The sequence below is a fragment of the Edaphobacter flagellatus genome, assembly GCF_025264665.1.
GTDB classification, from domain to species: Bacteria; Acidobacteriota; Terriglobia; order Terriglobales; family Acidobacteriaceae; genus Edaphobacter; species Edaphobacter flagellatus.
The window spans coordinates 4158998-4180259 of sequence record NZ_CP073697.1 but is presented as its reverse complement, the minus strand read 5'-3'; the positions used below and the strand labels follow the sequence as shown (position 1 = coordinate 4180259).

The following is a 21262-nucleotide window of genomic DNA, read 5'->3' as shown; positions in this document are numbered from 1 at the left end:
TTATTTCGCCTCCGCATGGATCGCGCTCATCACCGTCGAATACTCATGCTTCAATAGCTCTACGCCAAGCCGAAACTGCAGCTGCGACTTCGCCAGCTGAATCCCCTCGCGATCCATCGACACATTGTTGCCATCCGGCCGCGTCACCAACCCATCCACATCCTGGGCCGCAGGCTGCGCGAAGCCCGTCGAGCCTGCCCCCGTAAGCTGCCGCGCAAACTCCTGCTCAAAATCGAACCCCTGCGTCTTGTACCCAGGCGTGTCCACATTGGCCATATTGCTTGCCGTCAGCTTCATCTGTTCCCCCGTCAGGTCTAGATACCGCCCTAACGCATCGCTCAAAGCCGTCGTCACCTGCATAGAAACTCCTCCGCCTGTCTCTATGCACTTCGCGCGCCAAAAAAAAGCGCCCTCGAATGAGAGCGCTCTAAGCGAATGGACAACCTTGTCTGAAACTATCCCCGTGAAGCCCGTCGATACCGTATCTCATCCGGGCCAATCTCCATCTTGTCCGCCGCAAGAATCGCAGCGCGCTCCAGCACATGCATCAATTCACGCACATTGCCCGGCCAGTAATGCCCCTTCAATCTTTCCAGAGCCTCACTACTCAGTCGCTTGCGCGGAGCCTTCTGTCCCAGCATCGAAAGAATGTGCTCTGCCAGCAGCGGTATATCTTCCATCCGCGCACGCAGCGAAGGGACCTCAACCGGAAACACCGCCAGCCGGTGATACAAGTCCAGTCGAAAACTTCCCTCCGCAGCTCTCAGCTCCAGCGGCTGATGCGTCGCCGCCACCACTCTCACATCCACGCGCATCGTCTCGTTGTCGCCGACACGCTGCAGCTCGCCATACTCCAGGAAGCGCAGCATCTTCGCCTGCAGCGCCAGCGGCATCTCTCCAATCTCGTCGAGAAACAGCGTCCCTCCATGCGCTGCCTCAATGCGCCCCGTCCGCGACTGCACCGCTCCGGTAAATGCACCCCGCGTATGTCCAAACAGCTCGGCCTCCAGCAAAGACTCTGGAATCGCCGCGCAGTTCAACACAACAAACGGCTTCGACGCGCGATCACTCAGCCGATGAATCGCCTTTGCCACAATCTCTTTGCCCGTTCCCGTCTCACCTTCGATCAGTACGGTCGAAGATCGCGGAGCCACCAGCCGGATCAATTCCGACAGCTCGCGCATCGGCTCACTCGCCCCTACCATCTCCGGCAACAGGGCCGTCACCCGCACCTCGTCCACAGGAGCCTGCCCCGGAACGCGCACTGAGGACAGCGGCACAGCCGCAGGGGCCGCATTCCATGCCGCCGTATCGTTCGCCGCACCGCCCTGCACTTCGCGCAGTGCGTGAAGAAGTTCATTCCTCCTCGGGCTGCGTGCTTCTCCTGCCTCTCCCCCATCCATCCGCATCAAGTCCACACCCGGATACATCATGCGTATCTGTCCGGCAAACTCGCTCGCTTCCAGATCGGGCAACCAGCTATCCACCAGCAGCGCTTCTGGGCGCAACAACTCCAGTTGCGCGATCGCTTCTGCTCCACCCGCAGCCTCATGCACCTCCCATCGCAGTTCTGTCAGCGAGATTCGCAGACGCGAACGGATCGCAGCATCCGCACTCGCCAGTACCACCGTACGCGCCGACATCGCCTCTAACCCCAGCGTTTCTTCCAACAACGCACCTGTCCCGTTCATCATGGCCCCCATCAACTCTCTACTTCGTCTGTTGTTCTCGATCGCCGGCCTCGAGCAGCATCTCGCGCATCGCGCCAACCATACGGTTTATGCGCGCACACTGGTTCAGCGCCTCGCCAATCGCCGAACGCATCGCAGCAGGCTCCCCATTCAGTTCACCCAACGCGAGCCTGCACTGCAGCACCGTCAATGGCTGGCAAAGACTATGCAGCATCTCATCGATTCGCTCGGTCAGCCCCTCTTCCATCACATGCGACGCGGCCATACTATGCACCAGCCATCGCAGCGCTGGCTGCATAATTGCCGATACGAGCAACGGGCTTTTTCGCAGCCGTTACTCTTACGCGATAGCCTTCGCCGCGCACCGTCTCAATCACCGAGTGTCCATCCGCATCCTCGGCAACCGACACCGCACCCAGCTTTCTGCGCAGGTAGTTCACATACACGTCCACCACGTTCGTGCCCGCATCCGGGGACATCTGCCACACCTCTCGCAGCAGCTCCGCACGGCTGACACAACGCCCCGGACGCCGCATCAGGTACTCCAGCAGGCTGAACTCCTTGACCGTCAGCTCCACATGCTGGCCACCGTGCAGCACACGCCGCTCCATGCGATTCAGTTCCACCCCCGCCTGACGCAGCACTGGATCGGCAAAGCGTTCCTTCCTGCGCAGCAGCGCCCGGCAACGCGCCGTCAGCTCATGAAAGCTGAAAGGCTTCAGCAGACAATCGTCCGCACCCAGGTTCAGGCACCGGACTCTCTCCTCCACCATGCTCCGCCCCGTCAGCACCAGCACAGCCGTACCGTCGAGTTCACCGCGCAGCTCCTCCAGCACCTCCACACCGTCTTTTTTAGGAAGACTTAGATCCAACACCATCAGGTCCGGCCTGTCCTGCCGTGCCCGCTCCAGTGCGGCCTCTCCGTCTTCAACCCGTGTCACCTCGTGTCCCTCAAGCTTCAGTCCTTTCTCAAGAAACACACCCAAAGCAGCATCATCTTCAACAATCAAAACCTGCATCGCATCTCCTCGGTTCAGCAGAACACCGCCAGGCTCGCAGATCTCTTTGGACCGGTACGACCAACCCCGCGGCGTCCTCTTACCTTGTGCGATTGCTCCTTTGCAATCAAGAGTCCTGTGAATCTTTTTGCGACACATGTTTTCAAAACGGGAATGACGCACCCTGCTTGAGCCCTCCTTTTCGTGGAATCAACTTAGCTATTGCAATTCGCTTTTTATTCGCTACAATTCCCGCATGGCTATCACACGGCGGCAAAAAGAGGTCATCGACTTTCTCTCCAGCTTCACGCAAAAGAACGGCTACTCGCCTTCGTACGAAGAGATCGCCAGCGGCCTCGGCCTCAGCTCGCTCGCCACCGTGCATAAACACATCACCAACCTGCAGAACAAAGGCCTGCTGCAACGTGCGCATAATCGCAGTCGCTCCATCGACGTCCTCCCCGCTCGCCCCAAACGTGGCGGAGAGCGCCTTCCCCTGCTCGGACGCATCGCCGCAGGCAAGCCCGTTGAGGCAATCGAAACCGCTGAAAGCATCTCGCTCGGCGACATCATCGGCAACCGCGAGGTCTTCGCCCTCGAAGTCCGTGGCGACTCCATGCGCGACGAGCACATCGTCTCCGGAGACTACGTCCTGGTCGAACGCACCCGCACCGCTCGCGAAGGCGAAATCATCGTCGCGCTCGTTGACGGCTCCGACGCCACCCTCAAGCGCTTCTACCGCGAGGGCAGCATGATCCGCCTCCAGCCCTCCAACACGGAGATGGCACCCATCTTCGCCCCTGCCGACAGCGTCAGCATTCAGGGCAAGGTCCTCGGCGTCCTGCGTAAATACGCCTGACACCTTCCGGTAATCCGCCATCAGAGGGTATTCAGATTAAAATTCCCTCAGCTATAAATAAAGACGGATAAGCGGTTTCACGTCCCTCTCCCTTTGCCTGCCGATCCGTCTAAAGATCGGTTCATCCCGAAACTTTCATGGAACCGGGTCGCACCCTCCTGCGTACCCTACCTCCGAAGCGGTATTTAAATATTTGGAGCTCGACCTTGGCCACACAGCGAAAGCAAAAGCGCAAACTCTGGATCTGGGGCGGCCTTATCGCCCTCGTCGTCGCCGTCGTTCTGGGGGTCGCCGTAGCGGCGCGCGGCAACAATGCCAAGATCGAACCCTCGCAGCTTGCCAAGGTGGAAAAAGGCGACATCGCCCGCTCCGTCGTGGCCACCGGCAAGGTCCAGCCCATCACCAAGGTCGAGGTTAAATCCAAGGCCTCCGGCATCGTCACCAAGCTTTATACCGACATCAATGCTCACGTGAAGCAGGGTCAGCTCCTCGCTCAGCTCGACCAGGTCGAAATTCTCGCGCAGGTCAACGCGCAGAAGGCCCAGCTCGCCGCTGCCGAGTCCAACGCTCGCGCCGCCCAGGCTGCTATCCAGTACGACAAGGTCAACGCCGAAGCGCCCGACCTGCCCATGTTCAAGAACACCTACGATCGCGCACTCTCCATGTCCAGGGACGGAGTCGTCTCCCAGCAGGCCCTTGACGACGCGCAGCAGAAATATCTTGCCGCTGCCAACACCCGCGACAAGGCCGTCGCCCAGATCACTGTCGACACCTCCAAGCTCCATCAGGCACAGGCGCAGGTCCAGCAGGCCGAAGCCTCCCTCAAGCAGCTGGAAGAGCAGCTCAGCTACACCACCATCACCTCGCCCATGGATGGAGTCGTCCTGTCCCGCGATGTCGAACTCGGCGACGCCGTCTCCTCCATCCTCGTCATGGGTTCCACAGCCACTCTCGTCATGACCCTCGGCGATATCAACCAGGTCTATGTGCAGGGCAAGGTCGACGAGTCCGACATCGGCAAGGTCTATCTCGGCCAGCCCGCGCGCATCAAGGTCGAATCCTTCAAGGACAAGACCTTCCAGGGCAAAGTCACCAAGATCGCTCCCCTCGGCGTCGAGAAGGACAACGTCACCACCTTCGAGGTTCGCGTCTCCATCGACAACCCCGGCGGCGAGCTCAAGGCCAATATGACCGCCAACGCTGAGATCCTCCTTGAAGAACACAAGGGCGTCCTCACCGTTCCCGAGCAGGCCGTCATCTACGACAAGGACCGCAACGCCTCTGTCGAAGTTCCCGATCCCAAGGAGAAAAAAGGCCGCCGCAAGGTCTCCATCAAAGCTGGCATCTCCAACGGAACCCGTACCGAAGTCCTTTCCGGGCTCAACGCAGGCGATACCGTCATCCTTCAGCAGTAACGATACAGCCCAATAATAACGAGAAGGCCCGGCCAAAGGTCGGGCCTTCTCGCATCCGTGCAATGCCTGACAGAAACCCCACGGACAAGCAGTCCAGGGCCTCGCGGTTTATCATTCCAACCACAAAAACCATTCGTCACAAATAACGGAACAAACCCCAGCCCTTCAGCGTAATCCCATCCGTACGGAGGCTCACTTATGAACACAAAGCTTTTCCTGGCCATAGCCAGCCTCGCCCTCACTACCGCGGCCTATGCAGCCGACGGCAACTTCGAACGGACCCTCTCGGTCTCAGGCTCGCCCAATGTATCTGTCGCCACCGGCTCCGGATACATCCGCCTCAAGCCCGGCTCCGACAATCAGGTTCACGTCGTCGGCCACGTCCACGCCAATCACGGCTGGATGAACGGCGACGCCGATTCCCGCGTCCAGCAGATCGTTAACAACCCGCCCATCACCCAGAACGGCAACGACGTCATCATCGGCAAAACCCACGACGACGACCTCTTCCGCAACATCTCCATCGACTACGACGTCACCCTTCCCCGCGCCTCCAACATCAACGCCGCCACCGGTTCCGGCGACATGACCATCGATAACGTCGGCGCCACGCTCAAGGCACAGAGCGGCTCCGGCTCCGTCCGCGCCACCGGCATCCAGGGACAGGCCACTCTCGGCACCGGCTCCGGCGATGTCGAGCTGCACGAAGCTGGCCCCGGCGATGTGCGCGCCGAAACCGGCTCCGGCTCTGTTCGCCTCCACGGAGTCAACGGTGCTCTCAAAGCCTCCACCGGCTCGGGTGACATTCAGGTCGAAGGCAACCCCGCCACCGACTGGAAGCTCTCCACCGGCTCCGGCTCCATCCGCATGGACCTCGGCGGCAGCGCCAAATTCAATCTCGTCGCCGATACCGGTTCGGGTTCGGTCAACGTCGCGCAGCCCATCTCCATGCAGGGCACGCTCAACCGGCACCACATCAGCGGAACGGTCAACGGAGGCGGACCCACCATTCGCGCGAACACTGGCTCCGGAGACATCTCCATCCGCTAACCATGAGCAGATCACGACCGGGAGATCGTCAATATGGATTTTTGGTCAGAACTGCTCTCGCGCCTCCATCGGGAACGTCCCGATGAGCTGCGAACCGATCCCCTCTCGGAGGAGGAGCCCGGCAACTCCGGCTCCTCCTCCGAACCCCCTCCGGTTCTGGATGATCCCGAACAAAACCTGTCAAGCCCCCATTCTGCCTAACCTGATCAATCCAAAGCACTTCCCAAGTGCCGATTTACCCCTCGATACTCACTAAAATAGATATAGGGTTCAGAAATAGATACAGGCAGATGCTTCCCACTGGAATTGACAGGGGTGTCGCAATAACCCATCTGTTTGGAATACTTTGCGCAAATTGGTACGGAGGGCCTACAGCCCCGAAATACCCAGAATCCTCAGCCAGTCCACAGGCGCCGCCGCCAGGTGATCCGGCTCAGCCGCCTCCAGCGAATGGGGCGCAAGCCCGAAGGTGCAGCCGATGGACTGCGCTCCGCAGTTGCGCGCTGTCAACACATCGACGTCCGAGTCGCCGATCATCAGCGTCTCCCCCGACGCAATCGCTAAACCGGCAATCGCGCTCGCCTCAGCGATCAGGGTCTTCAACCCATGCGGGTCGGGCTTCTTCGTATGAAAGCTGTTGCCGCCGTAATTCTGGAAGAAGAACGGCGTCAGCCCAAAGTGATCGCAGATCGCCCGCGACGGATTCACCGGCTTGTTCGTCAGCACCGCCATCAACGTCTCCGGCCACGCCGTACGAATCGCCTCCAGCGACTCCATCACGCCCGGATACACATACGTGAAATCCAGCTTGTGCTCGCGGTAGTAGTCCAGAAAGAACTCGAGCGCCTCGTTCACATACTCCGCATCATGAACGTCGCCCTCTGGATCGCCCAGCGCCCGCCGCACCAGCATCGAAGCACCATCGCCGATATAGCTGGCAATCACCTTCTCCGGCAGCTCCGGCTTGCCGAGATGCACCAGCATCGCGTTCACTGAGTTACAAAGATCCTGTCGCGAATCGATCAGCGTACCATCCAGATCGAAGACAATCAGTCGAGGAGAAACCGGAGACATATCTCAAGTGTATGTCGTCAGCCTCCTCTCAACCCAACGAGGCATCGTCCATGATCACGTTTCCCAAAACAACCGTCTGCATCATCGGCGGTGGACCAGCCGGAATCATGCTTGGCTTCCTCCTGGCCCGTGCCGGAGTCGAGGTCACTGTACTTGAAAAACATCAGGACTTCTTTCGCGACTTTCGCGGAGACACGATTCATCCCTCAACGCTGGAACTGATGTACGAGCTCGGCATTCTCGAGCGCCTGTTGCAGATTCGCCATTCGAAGATCGCAAAAATGTCCGTGCAGGCTGGCGACTGCAGCGCCGTCATGGCCGACCTCTCTCACCTGCCAACCCACGCAAAATATGTTGCCTTGATGCCGCAGTGGGATTTCCTGAACTTTCTCGCATCCGAAGCCACAAAGCTTCCCACCTTCACTCTTCGGATGGGATGGGAAGCAACTGGGCTGACACAGCACGATGGCGTCATCACGGGAGTCATGGCCAACTCGCCCGACGGTCCTGCTACCATTCCCGCCACGCTCACAGTTGGCTGTGACGGACGCCATGCCATCTCCCGAATGGCTGCCCATCTGCCCGTTATCGAAGAGGGTGTACCGATCGATGTTCTATGGCTGCGCCTTCCCCGCCATGACTCCGATCCCGAGAATGGATTGGGATACGTCAACTATGGACGCCTTGTGGTGTTGATCAATCGAATCGACTATTTTCAGGTGGCATACCTGATCGCCAAAGGTACATTTCCACAGTTGCAAGAAGCTGGGCTCCCTGCATTCCAGCAGAGTCTGGCGCGTATCGTCCCATTTCTCTCCGACCGCGTTGCCGAGATTGACTCGTGGGACAAGGTCAAGCTGCTCACTGTGCAGATCAATCATCTTTCACAATGGTCGTCTCCCGGCCTGTTGTGTATCGGCGACGCAGCCCACGCCATGTCGCCAGTCGGAGGCATTGGCATCAATATCGCGCTTCAGGACGCAGTCGCCACCGCAAATATGTTGTCAGAAGCTCTACGCTCCAACTCGCTCACTCCCCATCACCTGGTACAGGTGCAGCACTATCGCGAGAAAGCGGTTCGACGGACGCAGGCATTCCAAATCTTCGCGCATCGCATCCTCAACCGGATTCTGCAGAACCCAGAGCCGTTTCACGCACCGCTCATCTTTCGCTTCGTCGTGAATATTCCGGGCTTCAAATACCTCACGGCGCGTTTTATCGGAATGGGTCTTCAACCACAGCACATCGCACAACATGCAGAAACTCTTTGACCTTAACCCATAGGATTGTTAACTTAAAATCACATTCCAAAGGCGATGGGGTACCGCCTCTAACCGCAGGCATTTTGAGCTGCTGATGACTCCTACGATCTCTGTAGGAGGCCCATGTCCTTTATTCTTGCCGCGTTTCATCGCCAATATCGCCTGCTCCGCCACACTCTGCGCTGGTTTGTACTCGCAACACTTGCAGGCATCCTTGCTGGATCGGCTTCTGCACTTCTTCTTGCTAGCTTGAACTGGGCGACTGATACGCGAGAGTCGCATCGATGGCTCATAGTCTTCCTTCCATTCGCTGGGCTCGCCATTGGCGCGCTTTACTACTATTTCGGCAAATCCGTCGAGGGTGGAAACAACCTCATCCTCGACGAGATTCATACCGAGATTCCAAACACGCCCGATGCCCCACGCACCATACCGGCGCGCATGACTCCGCTTATTCTGGTGGGTACCATCGTCACGCATCTCTTCGGAGGGTCCGCCGGCCGAGAAGGCACAGCCATCCAAACCGGCGCTTCACTCGCCGACCAGGTCACACGCATCCTTCGCCGCCTTGGCATCCACTTCCCCGATCATGATCGGCGGACCCTATTGATGGCCGGAATCAGCGCCGGCTTTGGGTCCGTCTTCGGAACACCTCTCGCAGGTGCAGTCTTCGGCCTCGAAGTCCTCACTATTGGAAATGTTGGCTACGACGCCATCTTCCCCTGCTTCGTCGCCGCATTCATCGGAGACTACACCACACGCCTCTGGCGTATTCACCACACGGTCTACACCGTCACCCAGACTGCGCCAATCAATCTGAAGTCGATCCTTTCAGCCATCGCAGCTGGAATTATTTTCGGCCTTACCGCACTGCTCTTTGCCAGAACGACACATGCCATTACCGCCTTCTTCAAGAAGAACATCCGCTATGCCCCACTGCGGCCATTCCTTGGAGGCATTGTCGTTGTATTCGCCGTTTTCGCTATACACACAACGAAATACATCGGCCTCGGCATACCAACCATTGTCGCCGCATTTTCTGAACATCTGCCGCGCTATGATTTCGCCGCCAAGTTTGCCTTCACCGCCCTTACTCTCGGCTCCGGCTTCAAAGGAGGCGAAGTCACGCCGCTCTTCTTTATCGGCGCCACTCTAGGTAACTCCCTCTCAGGAATCTTTCCGCTGCCGGCTTCCCTCCTGGCCGCGATGGGTTTCGTCGCCGTCTTTGCCGGGGCAGCCAACACACCCATCGCAGGCGGCCTCATGGCCCTCGAGCTGTTTGGACCCGAGGCCGGAGCCTTTGCCGCCATCGCCTGTGTGGTCAGCTACCTGTTCAGCGGACACAATGGCATCTATCGCTCCCAGAAACTAGGAGCGCGTAAACATGTTACTCATCGAACACACGATTCCAGCTCTGAATCACACGGGTCTCGCGCTCCCAACCCAACACGCTGACGCTTCCCGTGCCCAACGCAAACAGACTGCCTCCTGTCGCGGCTAACAGCAGCCAACGTGCAGCCAAAATGCGAAGAATGTGCGCATGGGCAAACAAAGCGATATTGCCGCCGGCAGGCGCCGAGGCAAGCGCTCTGGTAATCACGGCGTCCGCGCGCTCGCCTACGTGCTCAGCCGTCTCACCGCCAATAATTGGGTCCTTCCATACACTCCATCCCGATACCTCAGCCCGAATCTGCGCCGTCGTCTTACCCTCATAGATGCCGTAATCCCATTCCTTCAGGTTGTCGTCAACCTGCGCCTGGCCAGCAAAACCTGCGATGGCGCACGTCTCGCGGGCGCGCTGCATCGGGCTGACGAAGACCGCATCGAACTTCGTTCCCTTCAAGTACTCCCGCAAAGCCTCTGCTCGCTTGCGCCCCTGTTCTGTCAAGGGGATATCCGTCCGGCTGGTGTGCTGCCCGCTCTTGCTCCACTCCGTCTCGCCGTGCCGCACCAGCCACAATTGGGTTCCTTCACTCATTCAGCATCCTCCGCCTCACTTCTAATATCTTATGTGGTGATGGACTTTCAATTAACAACAGCCTACAAGCCACAGGGCGATCAACCGCGCGCCATTACCGAACTCGTCGCCGGACTTAACGCCGGCGAAAAAGACCAGGTTCTGCTCGGCGTAACCGGATCAGGCAAGACCTTCACCATGGCGAAGATCATCTCCGAGGTCAACCGCCCGGCGTTGGTGCTCGCACACAACAAAACGCTGGCCGCGCAGCTTTACCATGAGTTCAAGCAGTTCTTCCCGAATAACGCAGTCGAATACTTCGTCTCGTACTACGACTACTACCAGCCCGAGGCCTATATACCCTCCGGAGATCTCTACATTGAGAAGGAAGCCACCATCAATGAAGAGCTCGACAAGCTGCGGCTTTCGGCAACACGCTCGCTCTTTGAGCGGCGGGACTGCATCATTGTCTCCTCGGTCTCTTGCATCTACGGCCTCGGGTCGCCGGAAGCCTACTACGGCATGCTGCTTCTGCTGGAAAAAGGCCAGCGCATCAAGCGCGAAGACATCACACGCCGGCTGGTTGAAATTCTGTACGATCGCAACGATGTCGACTTCCGTCGCGGAACCTTCCGCGTTCGTGGAGACATCATTGAGGTTTATCCAACCTACGACGAATCAGCTTATCGCATCGAACTCTTTGGCGATGAAATAGACTCGCTTTCACAGATCGACCCGCTCTTCGGCACTGTCAAACAGCGCTACTCGCGTCTGCCCATCTATCCAAAGTCACACTATGTCGTGCAGCCGGAGCGTAAGACTTCGGCCATGGATTCCATCCTGGCGGAACTCTTCGACTGGGAGGCTCAGCTAGAAAAAGAAGGCAGACTCGTCGAGTCGCAGCGTATCCATCAACGCACACGATTTGATCTGGAGATGATCAAATCGGTGGGCTACTGCCACGGCATCGAAAACTACTCCCGGCACTTTTCTGGCCGACTGCCGGGCGAGCCCCCGCCGACATTGCTCGATTACTTCCCTCGTGACTTCCTCATATTTATTGATGAGTCGCATGTTACCGTTCCACAGCTGCATGGCATGTGGCACGGCGACCGTTCGCGCAAGCAGAATCTTATTGACTACGGATTCCGTCTGCCCTCAGCACTCGACAACCGGCCATTGCGCTTCGAGGAGTTCGAGTCGCGCACCGGACAGATCGTGTACGTTTCTGCAACGCCAGGACCTTACGAATTGACTAAGTCGGCAGGAGTGGTTGTCGAACAGATCATCCGCCCGACTGGCCTGACCGACCCCGAAGTGGAGATCCGCCCTGTTAAAGGTCAGATCGACGATCTGCTCGCTGAAATCCGTGAACGATCTGCGAAAAATCAGCGCGTGCTGGTCACAACACTGACAAAGCGCATGGCAGAAGATCTCGCAGGCTATTACACCGAGGTTGGCGTTCGCTGCCGTTACATGCACTCTGAAATCGAAACCCTCGAACGAATCAAGCTTCTCCGCGATCTACGTAAAGGTGAGTACGATGTACTTATCGGCATCAACCTGCTTCGTGAAGGGCTCGATCTGCCTGAGGTCTCACTCGTCGCTATCCTCGATGCTGATAAAGAGGGTTTCCTGCGTTCCCAGGGATCGCTCATCCAGACAATCGGTCGAGCGGCACGACATCTTGAAGGCCGAGCGATTCTCTATGCCGACACAATGACCGAATCGATGCAACGCGCTATCGACGAGACGAATCGTCGTCGCGAGATTCAACAGGCATATAACGAGGAGAACGGCATTACGCCACAATCGATCAGCCGTCCCACCGAGATGGCATTGGCAGGTATTCTCAAAGCCGACTATGCCGATCTTACTGAAGAAACCAGCGACATGCCGGACTTCACCACACAACAGGAGCTCGACACATACATCGCCAAACTTGAAATCGAGATGCGCGAAGCCGCCAAGAAATTTGAGTTCGAAAAGGCTGCCAGGCTGCGCGATACAGTCAAAGAGCTACGCACCAAGGAGTTCCTGTTCAGCTAGCAATCACTTCAGTTGTGTGATTGGCAGGCCTTCAAATTGACATCGTTTGCCCTAAGATTTCCATTATTTCTGCAAAATACTGCAATGGAAAAATCCAAGCACGTGGATGTAACAGATTCGAAAGAGACAGAGTTTGGCACCCCAGTTGCTCTTAGCTACGCGTGTTGTACGGGCCTTATCCACTTAGGCATTGGGCTGAATGCGATGTGGAAATGACATCAGCGAAATCTTCGGATGGGCTCCGAATACGACCTTGATTCCCTGCGGCGAGTGAACACAATTCTTTTTGCCTCGCACTCATTTTGCGTTTTTCTCTCTCTTCTTTCGCTCTGAAGCCTACCCGAACAGGTTGATGCAGTCTGTTTCCCGCGCCTGTGGGCACGGACTGTCATCGAATTGCCCAATATGCAGCGACAGCTGCGTAAGCGGCGGAGTTTTATCAACAAACGCCTTGGAGGCGAATATGAAGAAACTTGTTATTACTCTAGTTGCAGCCTTAGTCGTCTCTGGCTCAGCATATGGTCAGAGCGCATCGAACGCTTCCCACGACAAGAAGCAAACCAAGACGCGGGAATTGCGTGACAACCAAATGGATCGTGTTACTGCGGCAGGCGAGGAAAGCTCAGCACTTGCTGCGAATAACTCCACGGTCACAGAATCTAACACTGGAGCAGTCAATATCTCCGGCAGCGTACTTAATGGAGCCAAAGGCATCAATATTGTGAACTCAACAGATGCCCTGGTAGCTAACGGAGTCAACGTCTACAACGGCAGTCTAACGACAGTTGCCAACTCAGGCAGCGCCGATGTCGATCAGAGCAACGATATCGACCAGTCAAGCGCGCGTCAGGCCACACTTACTGGCTATAAACGTGGCACGAACTCACAACTGGATGTAACGAGTTCATCGGATGTCACCACGAGCAGCAGCAGTTCCTCAAGTCTCGACTCATCCTCGACCAAATCGTGGAACCATACAGAGACCGAGACTGACAATAGAACGAGCAACAGCACTTCTTCAAATAGCGCAAGCTCCACGAAGAATGCCAGCTCAATGGAAAGTGCCAGCAAGTCCTCTTCGACCGACACAACAGCGTCGGCCTCAAATAGTGCAAGCAAGACGTCTTCCTCGAACGATACTTCTTCTTCCAACGCAACGAGTGCTACCGCTTCCAGTGGAAGCGGCGGCAGTTCCTCATCCGGCGGCAGCTCAACCCACACCAATAGTGGTGCTGGCGGCGGAGCGACATCGTCGACAGCGGGCAACCAGACCAATGCTCTAACCACCTCCGGCATTGGATCGGCAAGCAACTCCACCAGCGGTCATTCCAGTACCGATGCAGATGCTTCCGCCTCGAACAATGCCGCGCAGGATGCCTCGTCGAAGAGCACGAAGGATGCTTCGCAGAGCGCGTCGTCGAATAGCAGCGCGAGCACAAATGCAACAATGTCAGCAAAGAGCGATTCTTCTACCCATGCGACAAGCGAAACGGAGACGACCGCGAAGAGCGATTCCTCCAGCCTGTCGACGAAGAACGCTAAGGCGGATGCCTCGCACTCCGTCAAGGCCTACCACAAAACGTATGACGTGCAAGGAGCGGTTAGTCTCGATTCAGCGAGCGCGCAGAATGTCGCAGTCGATGGATCGCACGTAACAGCAACCAACAACTACTCCGTAACCCTGGCTGGATCGGCAATGCAGAACGCGACGGCGATGAACATCGTCAACGCAGCCGGCGGCATGGTTGCAAACGGAGTCAACGTGGCGCGGACGTCGAACATGAACTCGACACCAAGCCTGACGCAGTCCAACAGCATCAGCCAGGCCCGCTAAACAGAGTTGCGCAGCGCTGCAATGAATAGTAATTGCGGCGTTGCGCATACTTCTCCACAAGGAGTGGTCTATGCGACGAATTCTTGTAATAGCGACCATGATGCTATGGACTTCTGCCGGCCTTTGCCAAGCCAGGGTTCAGAGACACGCCAAGCCCCTCAACGATGCGGCACTCGATCGCGTGACGGCCGGTACGGTTACGGCCAGCGTCTCCGATGGCGTCATCAAATTTCAGGGGCAGACGCCGACACCCAATGGCTTGGTATCGAGTTCAGGATCGCTTGCCTTGGATAGTTCTCCGCTGTCAAGCACAACGGGAACTCTCAGCATCAATGGCAATGCGCAGCAGAATCTGAGTTCTCTGGTAAATATCAATGCCGTGAACTCGAAGATCAATGTTCTGTTGAACCTGAACGTCAACATCAACTCGTCTGTGGGGACGCTGACGCAGACAAACCTGAAATGAGTGGATGATGTACTGCTCTTCTCAATGGTTCTGGATACGGCCTTGGACGCTCGCGCTAGCGATGGCGAGCGTCTCTCTTATTTCAGAAACATCTTTTTGCCAGACATGGGAGAACGAAGGCGTTCAGGGAGCAAGCAAGAGCATCCGGAGCTTGAAGGAAATTCGCGGTGAAGGCGTGGTGCGGCAGAAGTGGGATATGAGTTGTGGAGCAGCCGCACTGAGCACGCTTCTTACTTACGACTTTAAGGACAACACCCCCGAAAGCGCCATCGTGGTATGGATACTGCACCGCGTCGATCCGGTGCGCGTCCGCGCCCGTGGGGGGTTTTCATTGCTTGATCTTAAACGATTCGCGCAGGCGCGCGGATACAGCGCAGAGGGGTTTACAGGAATGTCCATTGAGGAACTGGCTCTCGAAAAGACATCCGTCATCGTGCCCATTCGCTTGAAAGGATTCGACCACTTCATCGTGGTCCGCCAGATTACCGGTGGTCGCGTCATCGTTGCGGACCCTGGATTCGGCAATCTCACCATGAAGGTCGACCGCTTTCAGACTCTTTGGAAAGAAGGCATCGTCTTTATTGTGCATCCGCCCACGGAGCTGATGCTCACTGAGAAACGGTCTGTAATGGCCTCCCGTCTTGTTCCGGACGAAACCATCATTCAACGGAGAATCGATATTACCGCTCCGTCCAATCCTCTTTATTGACGCAAGCCTTGGGTGTCGCCATGAGATATGTGCGATTTGAACCGACAGCTTTACGACAGACAAAAAACTTGACGATCTATTTACTTCGCATGGCCCTGCTCGCTACGGCTTTCCAGATGACAGCCGGGGCCTTCGGGGAGGAAGGAGCTCCTCAACAAACGCAGCTACAATCACGCGATGCGGCACAGACAGCTTCCCCACAGCAGGTACCGGCACTGCTGCAGGATCCCATGAATGCTGCCATCAATCAACGATTGCAGGATGCCTTGCGCGAAAGAGATGCGATCATTCGCAATCTGTTGGAACGCGTGCAGGAGCTTGAATGGAGAGTCAATGGAGGCTTCACGACCGCTCCAAAGGATGTTGCATTAAAGCCCACCGCAGCACACTCAGGCACTGCCTCCTCCATCAATGCTGTCGTTACGAATGCAGGTTACGATGCTGAAGAACGTCAGGCGAGTCAGGCGCTCGACCAGGCACTTATTGTTCGCGGCGGCCTGCTGTTGCCGCCAGGAACGATCGAGATCGATCACTCGACCTCTTACTTCAGCTCTTCCGCAGACCACCTCAGCATCAACGGATTCGCGCTTTTGCCTGTACTGGTAGTTGGCGATATCACTTCGCAGCGAACGCGCAAAGATCTCCTGCTCCCCACCTTCACCGCTCGCCTTGGCTTGCCTCACAAGCTTCAGTTTGAAGCCTACATCCCATATGGATACGAACTCAACCGCACAGTCGACACGAATAATGTACAGACATCACAAGGCACATTCGGTATGGGGGACATCACCTTCGGCCTCTCTCGTCAACTGACCTTCGAACACGGCCGCGTACCGGACCTGCTCGCCAATGTTCGGTTCAAAACTACAACTGGAATCGACAGCTTCAACCTCAACAGTAGTCAGACAGCTCTCGGTACAGGGTTCTATGCCGTCCAGGGCAATCTGACAGCCGCAAAATCCAATGACCCGGTTGTCTTTTTCGGTAATCTTTCCTACACAGCCAATCTGAACGGCACACATCAGATTCCCGATCCGCAGAATGTAGGGCAAATGATCCCAGGCCACTTTGAGCCAGGGGATGCCATCGGCTTTCAGCTCGGATCGATTCTTGCGCTTAATCCGGAAACTTCTATGACGATTGGGTGGGATCAGAGGTTTACGCGTTCGACCACACTGAACGGACAGGTCATCCCCGCCTCATATCTTGTTGAGGGGTCTCTGAGATTGGGGGCCTCCTATATGTATGCACCGGGCCGCACCATCGATCTCAGTTTCGGAGTTGGTCTAACCCCAGACACACCGAATCTGCAGTTTTCCGTTGGCTTACCCTTTCGCCGCGCATTATGGGGATCGAAGTCAACACCCCACTAATTCACGGTCACATACGCATACTTGAGAGTTATGACCGATGCCATATGCCAACCATTAGGGATTGTTTGAATCCAAACTGAGACACTACCAAGATTTCGGCAAGCCCAACATTGTCTTGGTCAAATGCTGGAATTGCAGGCAGACCATCGACCGGCATCACGGACGAAGCCTTACCGTGACGACATCTGATGCTCCTTCAGATAGTTCACAAGTTCGGCCGGATGATCGGTTTGAATTCCGGTCGCACCCATGTCGATTGCTTTCTGCCAAGCCTCCACATTGTCCTGGCGTCCCAGTCGGTCCACATAAATCTGAGCGTTTGCCTGCTTCGCCAACTGAATCACATCCTCTTTAAAATCGTCCTCACTGAAGGCGATGACCTGTAACTGCAAGGCCCGAATAAGCAGCTTGCAGACGTCGGCAGAACCGGCCTCCGGCATAATCTTCAGATCTGGTCGAATCTTGTGCACTTCGTAGAGAAAAAACGGATTGCCATAGATCACGACATGATCCTGCATATCATGGCGGACGATCGTATCGATCAGCTGCTTTGCATCTGCATTCTTCGTGTCGACGTACATGTTGATTTTGCCATGCGCCAGATCGAGCACTTCATCAAACGTTGGAACCTTGGTCCCTTTGAACTCCGGAAACCTCGCTCCAGCATCGAGAGAGCGGATCTGGCCGAAGGTCATATCCTGGACAGTCCCGGTACCGTTGGTCGTGCGGTTCACCGTGCTGTCATGCATCAGGACAAGCTTGCCATCCGACGTGGTGCGAATGTCTCCCTCAAAGAAATCTGCTCCGGCATCAATCGCCGCCTGGAACGCGAGAAGCGTGTTCTCCGGATGATGAAGGTGCTCGCCTCGGTGGGAGATCGCCATGATCTTACCTGGAATAGCAATACCAGCCTGGACAGGACGATTTTGCGCCTGAACCTCGATTGCCGCACTTAGAAGGCAGCCTAAAACGATCAGCTTATTCATACTCTTCCATTCCTTATCTTGTTTGCTAGAACTGCAGCTTGGCGGCGAACTCTGTGATGCGTGGATCCAGTGCACCAGTAACCACGCCGAAATTCTTATTTCCAAGCTGACTATTCGGAGCGCTGAGGTTCGTATGATTCAGCGAATTGAAGAACTCCGCGCGAAATTGGAGACTCACGCGTTCATACACCGGAAAGGTTCGCATCACAGCCTGGTCCCAATTTTCGAGTCCGGGTCCATGGAACGGAAACCGTGGAGCATTACCCAACTGCAGAGCGCCGGAGTTGACGAACGCCGCTGTATTGAACCACTTCGCGATCGTTCTCTGCCCCCGATCCAGCGTCGGATTACCCCTCATGGTGGGGCGCTGAACATCTGTGAAGCCGCCCAGGGCATTCGCAGACTGCGTCACCGTCACTGGCAACCCGACTTGAAACTCCACGATCCCTGAAGTAGACCATCCTCCAATTACATCCTTAAGAATCGGGACATTGTTGAGAAATCTTCCTCCTCGCCCAACAGGAAGAATCCAGTAGTAGCTGCCCACGGCTCGCTGCGGAACATCAGAGCCGGCGATTCCATATTCTCCACGGAGGTTATAGACATTCTGCGTACTGGCGCCATTGGACCGTGAAGGCGCATCGACATCATCCATTGTCTTGCTGAAGGTATATGCAACCTCTACAACCAGGCCATTGTTATACCGATGCACCAGCTTGGTCTGTAATGCCTGATAGTTTGATCCCGCCCCGTTCAGCAAACCGCTTACTCCCTTGTACTGAGGATAAGGGCGGCTCGACTGGAGCGCCGACGTAGAAAACTGGCTCGGCAATAACTGATTCAGATTGAAGTTCGCTGGAAGCTTCCGCCCCAGTGCTGATTGATAATTTATTTCAGTGAACCATCCATGCCCGAACTCCTGCTGAATTCCGATCTGAAAGTTCTGGTCATACGGCGTACGGCTCCTGAGCTCGAGCTGAGTCACGGTTTGCGTCGGGTTCGTAAGACTCGTAGGAATACTTGGGTTCCCCTGCGCATCAACGTTGTAATAGTAAGCCGGCACTCCGTTCTGTAGCTGATAGAACGGCGTAATACCGCTGTTGTTGCTGGAGAAGGTCGTACTGATCCCATACTTCGTAATCAAACCGCTACCGGAAAAACCAATACTCGGAAGCCGATAGATCCCATATCCACCACGGACAACCGTCTTGGGCAACGCCTTCCACGAAAAGCCAATTCGGGGAAGAAAGTTGTAGTAGATATTTGGTGTAAAGTGCTTTGGAGCTCCGTTGTAACCGGCAAACTGCGTAGCTCCCCGAACCGCCGTCGTCGGATCGATCAAGTTAGGGCTGAAGCTGTAAAACTGGTTGTTTGCCTCGGAGTAGGGGCCGTCATACTCCCAGCGCAACCCAAGATTCACCGTCAGATTGGAACGCAGCTTCCAGTCGTCCTGGTAGTAGAGCGACGCACTATTGATATTCAGATGATAGGTATAGTCAGCAACGTTGATCTGTGTCGTTGCAGGAAAACCAAGAAGCATATCGGCCAGTGCAGTACCTGTGTTTGCGTTCCCCGGATAGCCAGAGAACGTCGGGCTGAAAGCATAGTTACCAGCCGTCTTTCCCGGGCTATAGGTGTTGTACATCTGTCTGCGATACTCGCCACCGATCGTCAGCGCATGCTTGCCGAGCTGCCAATTCAATGCATCCGAGAAGATCCAGCTCCGGTCACGATCACGGGAGAGAGCGGATGATCCAAGGTTCGCGTAGTTCGTTGTTGTAATCACCGGAAAATATGTAAGCGGAACGCCCTGCAATCCCAGCTCCGTGCCCGATCCGTCTCCTTCATTGCTGAAGTTATGTTCCTGCACGAAGCCCACCCGGAAGTCATTGAAAAGATTTGAAGCGAACACATGCGTCTCGGTTACGACCGCCTGCGTATCCACCCATCCACCGGCAGTCGTATTGTTCGCTGCATTTGGAATATTCTGTGGCGCGTTTCCCGCAGGGTGAAAGCCTCCCACGCGAAAGAATCCTTTATCGCGATCACTGAAGTTGTGATCGATACGCGCAATCCACTGTCCGGTTGAGTGAAACTTGCTGGGATACACCTGGTAGTTATTGCCGCTCGCGAACGATCCATTCGGCGAGGGAAAGTAGCCCATCATCTTCGTTCCCACTTTGTCAATACTGCTGGCGGGAATGATGTTTCCGGGAAACGCCTTGCGGCAGGTTACTTTGCCGATCGTCGTTGCCGTAGAGGGATCGAAGATTTGCCCCTGGTAGATTTGGCTGCCGTCGCAAGGATTCGTTCCATAGCTCACCGCCGTGTTCAGTGACGAAGAGAAGTTTCCAGTCTTCTGCGCGTCGGTAGGAACCAGAGTGCTATATGTATTGCCCTGCGAGAGCAACGTAATATTGTAAGCGCCAAAGAAGAATGTCCTTGGATTGTTCCGCTCCCACGGTAATGAAATCGGTGCACCAAACGTGCCGCCCGGATCATTGAGAATATATTTCACCGTGCTCTGTGTCGGAACAAAGTAGTTACGCCCATTCAACACGCGGTTACGGTTGAAATTGAAGATGGAACCATGCATCTGCGAGGTTCCTGCATTTGTCGTAAGCAGCAGCACCCCCCCGCCTGTGTGCCCATACTGCGCCGAAAAGGGTGTGGTAATCACCTTCATCTCACTCAACGCCTCTGGGGCAGGCGTCAAAGTATAGGTCTCGTCCGAAGGATTGGTCGTAGGCAGGCCATCTACGAGAATCTCGTTTGTGACAGCTCGCCCTCCGCCCAGGCTGAAAGCATTAATATTGCTGTTGTTGCTGCTGGTCGAACTTACACCCGGCGAGAGCTTCGCTAATAGCAATGGCGAGCGCCCATTCGATCCGGTCTGCACTGGAAGCTCGGAGAGTCTTTCCTTATCGATCACGTCCCCAATCTCGGACGAAACCTCGTTCAACTGAGACGATTCTGAATTGACGCTTATCAACTCAGAGATCGCCCCGGTCTGGAGCACGATGTCGATCGTCGCATGCTGATTCAGGTCCAGCTTGATGTTGTCTTCCATGTGCGATTTGAAACCGGCAAAGGATACTTCGATCCTGTACCTTCCTTCGTTTAGGAAAGAAAGTGTGTAATCACCGGACTGGTTCGTCTTCGTTCTCTCCACAGAGTTCGTAGTGAGGCTGCTGGCCATAACGTCGGCTCCGACCACGGCGCCTCCTGTCGTGTCGGTAACACGCCCGCGAATCGAGCCGCTGTAAGTTTGCGCAAAACCTTGTGTGGTTGTTGCAAGCAACAAAATCAGGATCAGAGAGAAAAGGGGGTAAATCTTTTTACACATGGATGAACTCCGAATCGAACCTCATAAATGAGCCACGAAATTCACCATAGCTAAGCAATGTTAATAAGGAACAAAAATATCACGCCAAATAGTTCATTTTTAACAAATAAGAGTGATGACTTGGACTTCTAACGACCACACTCCATAGATAAATAACTATTTAGCGAGGAAAACAAATGTTTTGCTAATATTT

General features: G+C 55.7%; 18 protein-coding genes and 1 riboswitch. Of the genes, 10 read left to right on the top strand and 8 right to left on the bottom strand.

Going from position 1 to position 21262, the window contains the following annotated elements; all coding sequences use genetic code 11:
* From flgB to KFE13_RS17440, 4 genes are all read right to left on the bottom strand, one after another.
* Positions 1 to 360 carry a flagellar basal body rod protein FlgB gene (flgB, locus tag KFE13_RS17455; RefSeq protein WP_260704870.1) on the bottom strand — a complete coding sequence of 120 codons (360 nt, stop codon included), beginning with the start codon at positions 358 to 360 and terminating at the stop codon, positions 1 to 3.
* A gap of 95 nt (positions 361 to 455) precedes the next feature.
* On the bottom strand, positions 456 to 1694 hold the full coding sequence (locus tag KFE13_RS17450) for a sigma-54 interaction domain-containing protein (RefSeq protein WP_313900661.1): 1239 nt from the start codon (positions 1692 to 1694) through the stop codon (positions 456 to 458).
* Between the two features lie 16 nt (positions 1695 to 1710).
* Positions 1711 to 1956: a hypothetical protein gene (locus KFE13_RS17445; RefSeq protein ID WP_260704869.1), complete on the bottom strand. Its 246-nt coding sequence runs from the start codon at positions 1954 to 1956 to the stop codon at positions 1711 to 1713.
* Between the two features lies 1 nt (position 1957).
* On the bottom strand, positions 1958 to 2710 hold the full coding sequence (locus tag KFE13_RS17440; RefSeq protein WP_260704868.1) for a response regulator transcription factor: 753 nt from the start codon (positions 2708 to 2710) through the stop codon (positions 1958 to 1960).
* A gap of 235 nt (positions 2711 to 2945) precedes the next feature.
* On the opposite strand from KFE13_RS17440, the gene lexA reads away from it, so the two are divergent.
* From lexA to KFE13_RS17425, 3 genes are all read left to right on the top strand, one after another.
* On the top strand, positions 2946 to 3548 hold the full coding sequence (gene lexA, locus KFE13_RS17435) for a transcriptional repressor LexA (protein WP_260704867.1): 603 nt from the start codon (positions 2946 to 2948) through the stop codon (positions 3546 to 3548).
* Positions 3549 to 3754: 206 nt separating this feature from the next.
* Positions 3755 to 4963, top strand: a complete 1209-nt coding sequence (locus tag KFE13_RS17430; RefSeq protein WP_260704866.1) for an efflux RND transporter periplasmic adaptor subunit — start codon at positions 3755 to 3757, stop codon at positions 4961 to 4963.
* A 198-nt stretch (positions 4964 to 5161) separates the two neighbouring features.
* Positions 5162 to 6013: a DUF4097 family beta strand repeat-containing protein gene (locus KFE13_RS17425; RefSeq protein WP_260704865.1), complete on the top strand. Its 852-nt coding sequence runs from the start codon at positions 5162 to 5164 to the stop codon at positions 6011 to 6013.
* A gap of 369 nt (positions 6014 to 6382) precedes the next feature.
* On the opposite strand, the gene KFE13_RS17420 is transcribed toward KFE13_RS17425, so the two are convergent.
* On the bottom strand, positions 6383 to 7087 hold the full coding sequence (locus tag KFE13_RS17420; RefSeq protein WP_260704864.1) for an HAD family hydrolase: 705 nt from the start codon (positions 7085 to 7087) through the stop codon (positions 6383 to 6385).
* Positions 7088 to 7137: 50 nt separating this feature from the next.
* On the opposite strand from KFE13_RS17420, the gene KFE13_RS17415 reads away from it, so the two are divergent.
* Together KFE13_RS17415 and KFE13_RS17410 are read left to right on the top strand one after the other, a co-directional pair.
* Positions 7138 to 8358 (top strand): FAD-dependent oxidoreductase, encoded by a 1221-nt coding sequence (locus KFE13_RS17415; protein WP_260704863.1) that lies wholly within the window; start codon positions 7138 to 7140, stop codon positions 8356 to 8358.
* 32 nt (positions 8359 to 8390) lie between these two features.
* A riboswitch (Fluoride riboswitch) is annotated at positions 8391 to 8460 on the top strand.
* Positions 8461 to 8472: 12 nt separating this feature from the next.
* Positions 8473 to 9804, top strand: coding sequence for a voltage-gated chloride channel family protein (locus KFE13_RS17410; RefSeq protein WP_260704862.1), 1332 nt, complete (start codon positions 8473 to 8475; stop codon positions 9802 to 9804).
* Here the strand turns inward: KFE13_RS17410 and KFE13_RS17405 are convergent.
* On the bottom strand, positions 9737 to 10327 hold the full coding sequence (locus tag KFE13_RS17405; RefSeq protein WP_260704861.1) for a histidine phosphatase family protein: 591 nt from the start codon (positions 10325 to 10327) through the stop codon (positions 9737 to 9739). The two genes, KFE13_RS17410 and KFE13_RS17405, sit on opposite strands and share 68 nt — an antisense overlap.
* A 39-nt stretch (positions 10328 to 10366) precedes the next feature.
* Here KFE13_RS17405 and uvrB point away from each other — a divergent pair, with 39 nt between their 5' ends.
* The 5 genes from uvrB (at position 10367) to KFE13_RS17380 (ending at position 16737) form a co-directional block, all read left to right on the top strand.
* Complete coding sequence (gene uvrB / locus KFE13_RS17400; protein ID WP_313900660.1) at positions 10367 to 12355, top strand: excinuclease ABC subunit UvrB; 1989 nt, start codon at positions 10367 to 10369, stop codon at positions 12353 to 12355.
* A 463-nt stretch (positions 12356 to 12818) separates the two neighbouring features.
* Positions 12819 to 14189: a hypothetical protein gene (locus KFE13_RS17395; RefSeq protein WP_260704859.1), complete on the top strand. Its 1371-nt coding sequence runs from the start codon at positions 12819 to 12821 to the stop codon at positions 14187 to 14189.
* Between the two features lie 70 nt (positions 14190 to 14259).
* A complete protein-coding gene (locus KFE13_RS17390; RefSeq protein ID WP_260704858.1) occupies positions 14260 to 14655 on the top strand; it encodes a hypothetical protein in 396 nt (131 codons plus the stop codon).
* Between the two features lie 61 nt (positions 14656 to 14716).
* Complete coding sequence (locus KFE13_RS17385) at positions 14717 to 15364, top strand: C39 family peptidase (RefSeq protein WP_260704857.1); 648 nt, start codon at positions 14717 to 14719, stop codon at positions 15362 to 15364.
* A 68-nt stretch (positions 15365 to 15432) separates the two neighbouring features.
* On the top strand, positions 15433 to 16737 hold the full coding sequence (locus tag KFE13_RS17380; RefSeq protein WP_260704856.1) for a transporter: 1305 nt from the start codon (positions 15433 to 15435) through the stop codon (positions 16735 to 16737).
* 170 nt (positions 16738 to 16907) lie between these two features.
* Here KFE13_RS17380 and KFE13_RS17375 read toward each other — a convergent pair whose 3' ends face one another.
* Both KFE13_RS17375 and KFE13_RS17370 read right to left on the bottom strand, forming a co-directional pair.
* Positions 16908 to 17723 carry a glycerophosphodiester phosphodiesterase family protein gene (locus KFE13_RS17375; RefSeq protein ID WP_260704855.1) on the bottom strand — a complete coding sequence of 272 codons (816 nt, stop codon included), beginning with the start codon at positions 17721 to 17723 and terminating at the stop codon, positions 16908 to 16910.
* A 25-nt stretch (positions 17724 to 17748) separates the two neighbouring features.
* Complete coding sequence (locus KFE13_RS17370; protein WP_260704854.1) at positions 17749 to 21069, bottom strand: TonB-dependent receptor; 3321 nt, start codon at positions 21067 to 21069, stop codon at positions 17749 to 17751.
* Positions 21070 to 21262: the final 193 nt, after the last annotated feature.

Bases quoted from the DNA above. Each gene is read 5' to 3' on its own strand.
- lexA (WP_260704867.1), top strand. From the start codon at position 2,946: ATGGCTATCACACGGCGGCAAAAAGAGGTCATCGACTTTCTCTCCAGC.
- KFE13_RS17375 (WP_260704855.1), bottom strand. From the start codon at position 17,723: ATGAATAAGCTGATCGTTTTAGGCTGCCTTCTAAGTGCGGCAATCGAG.
- KFE13_RS17370 (WP_260704854.1), bottom strand. From the start codon at position 21,069: ATGTGTAAAAAGATTTACCCCCTTTTCTCTCTGATCCTGATTTTGTTG.
- KFE13_RS17405 (WP_260704861.1), bottom strand. From the start codon at position 10,327: ATGAGTGAAGGAACCCAATTGTGGCTGGTGCGGCACGGCGAGACGGAG.
- KFE13_RS17390 (WP_260704858.1), top strand. From the start codon at position 14,260: ATGCGACGAATTCTTGTAATAGCGACCATGATGCTATGGACTTCTGCC.
- KFE13_RS17420 (WP_260704864.1), bottom strand. From the start codon at position 7,087: ATGTCTCCGGTTTCTCCTCGACTGATTGTCTTCGATCTGGATGGTACG.
- KFE13_RS17425 (WP_260704865.1), top strand. From the start codon at position 5,162: ATGAACACAAAGCTTTTCCTGGCCATAGCCAGCCTCGCCCTCACTACC.
- flgB (WP_260704870.1), bottom strand. From the start codon at position 360: ATGCAGGTGACGACGGCTTTGAGCGATGCGTTAGGGCGGTATCTAGAC.
- KFE13_RS17385 (WP_260704857.1), top strand. From the start codon at position 14,717: ATGGCGAGCGTCTCTCTTATTTCAGAAACATCTTTTTGCCAGACATGG.
- KFE13_RS17445 (WP_260704869.1), bottom strand. From the start codon at position 1,956: ATGGCCGCGTCGCATGTGATGGAAGAGGGGCTGACCGAGCGAATCGAT.
- uvrB (WP_313900660.1), top strand. From the start codon at position 10,367: ATGGACTTTCAATTAACAACAGCCTACAAGCCACAGGGCGATCAACCG.
- KFE13_RS17440 (WP_260704868.1), bottom strand. From the start codon at position 2,710: ATGCAGGTTTTGATTGTTGAAGATGATGCTGCTTTGGGTGTGTTTCTT.
- KFE13_RS17450 (WP_313900661.1), bottom strand. From the start codon at position 1,694: ATGATGAACGGGACAGGTGCGTTGTTGGAAGAAACGCTGGGGTTAGAG.
- KFE13_RS17415 (WP_260704863.1), top strand. From the start codon at position 7,138: ATGATCACGTTTCCCAAAACAACCGTCTGCATCATCGGCGGTGGACCA.
- KFE13_RS17395 (WP_260704859.1), top strand. From the start codon at position 12,819: ATGAAGAAACTTGTTATTACTCTAGTTGCAGCCTTAGTCGTCTCTGGC.
- KFE13_RS17410 (WP_260704862.1), top strand. From the start codon at position 8,473: ATGTCCTTTATTCTTGCCGCGTTTCATCGCCAATATCGCCTGCTCCGC.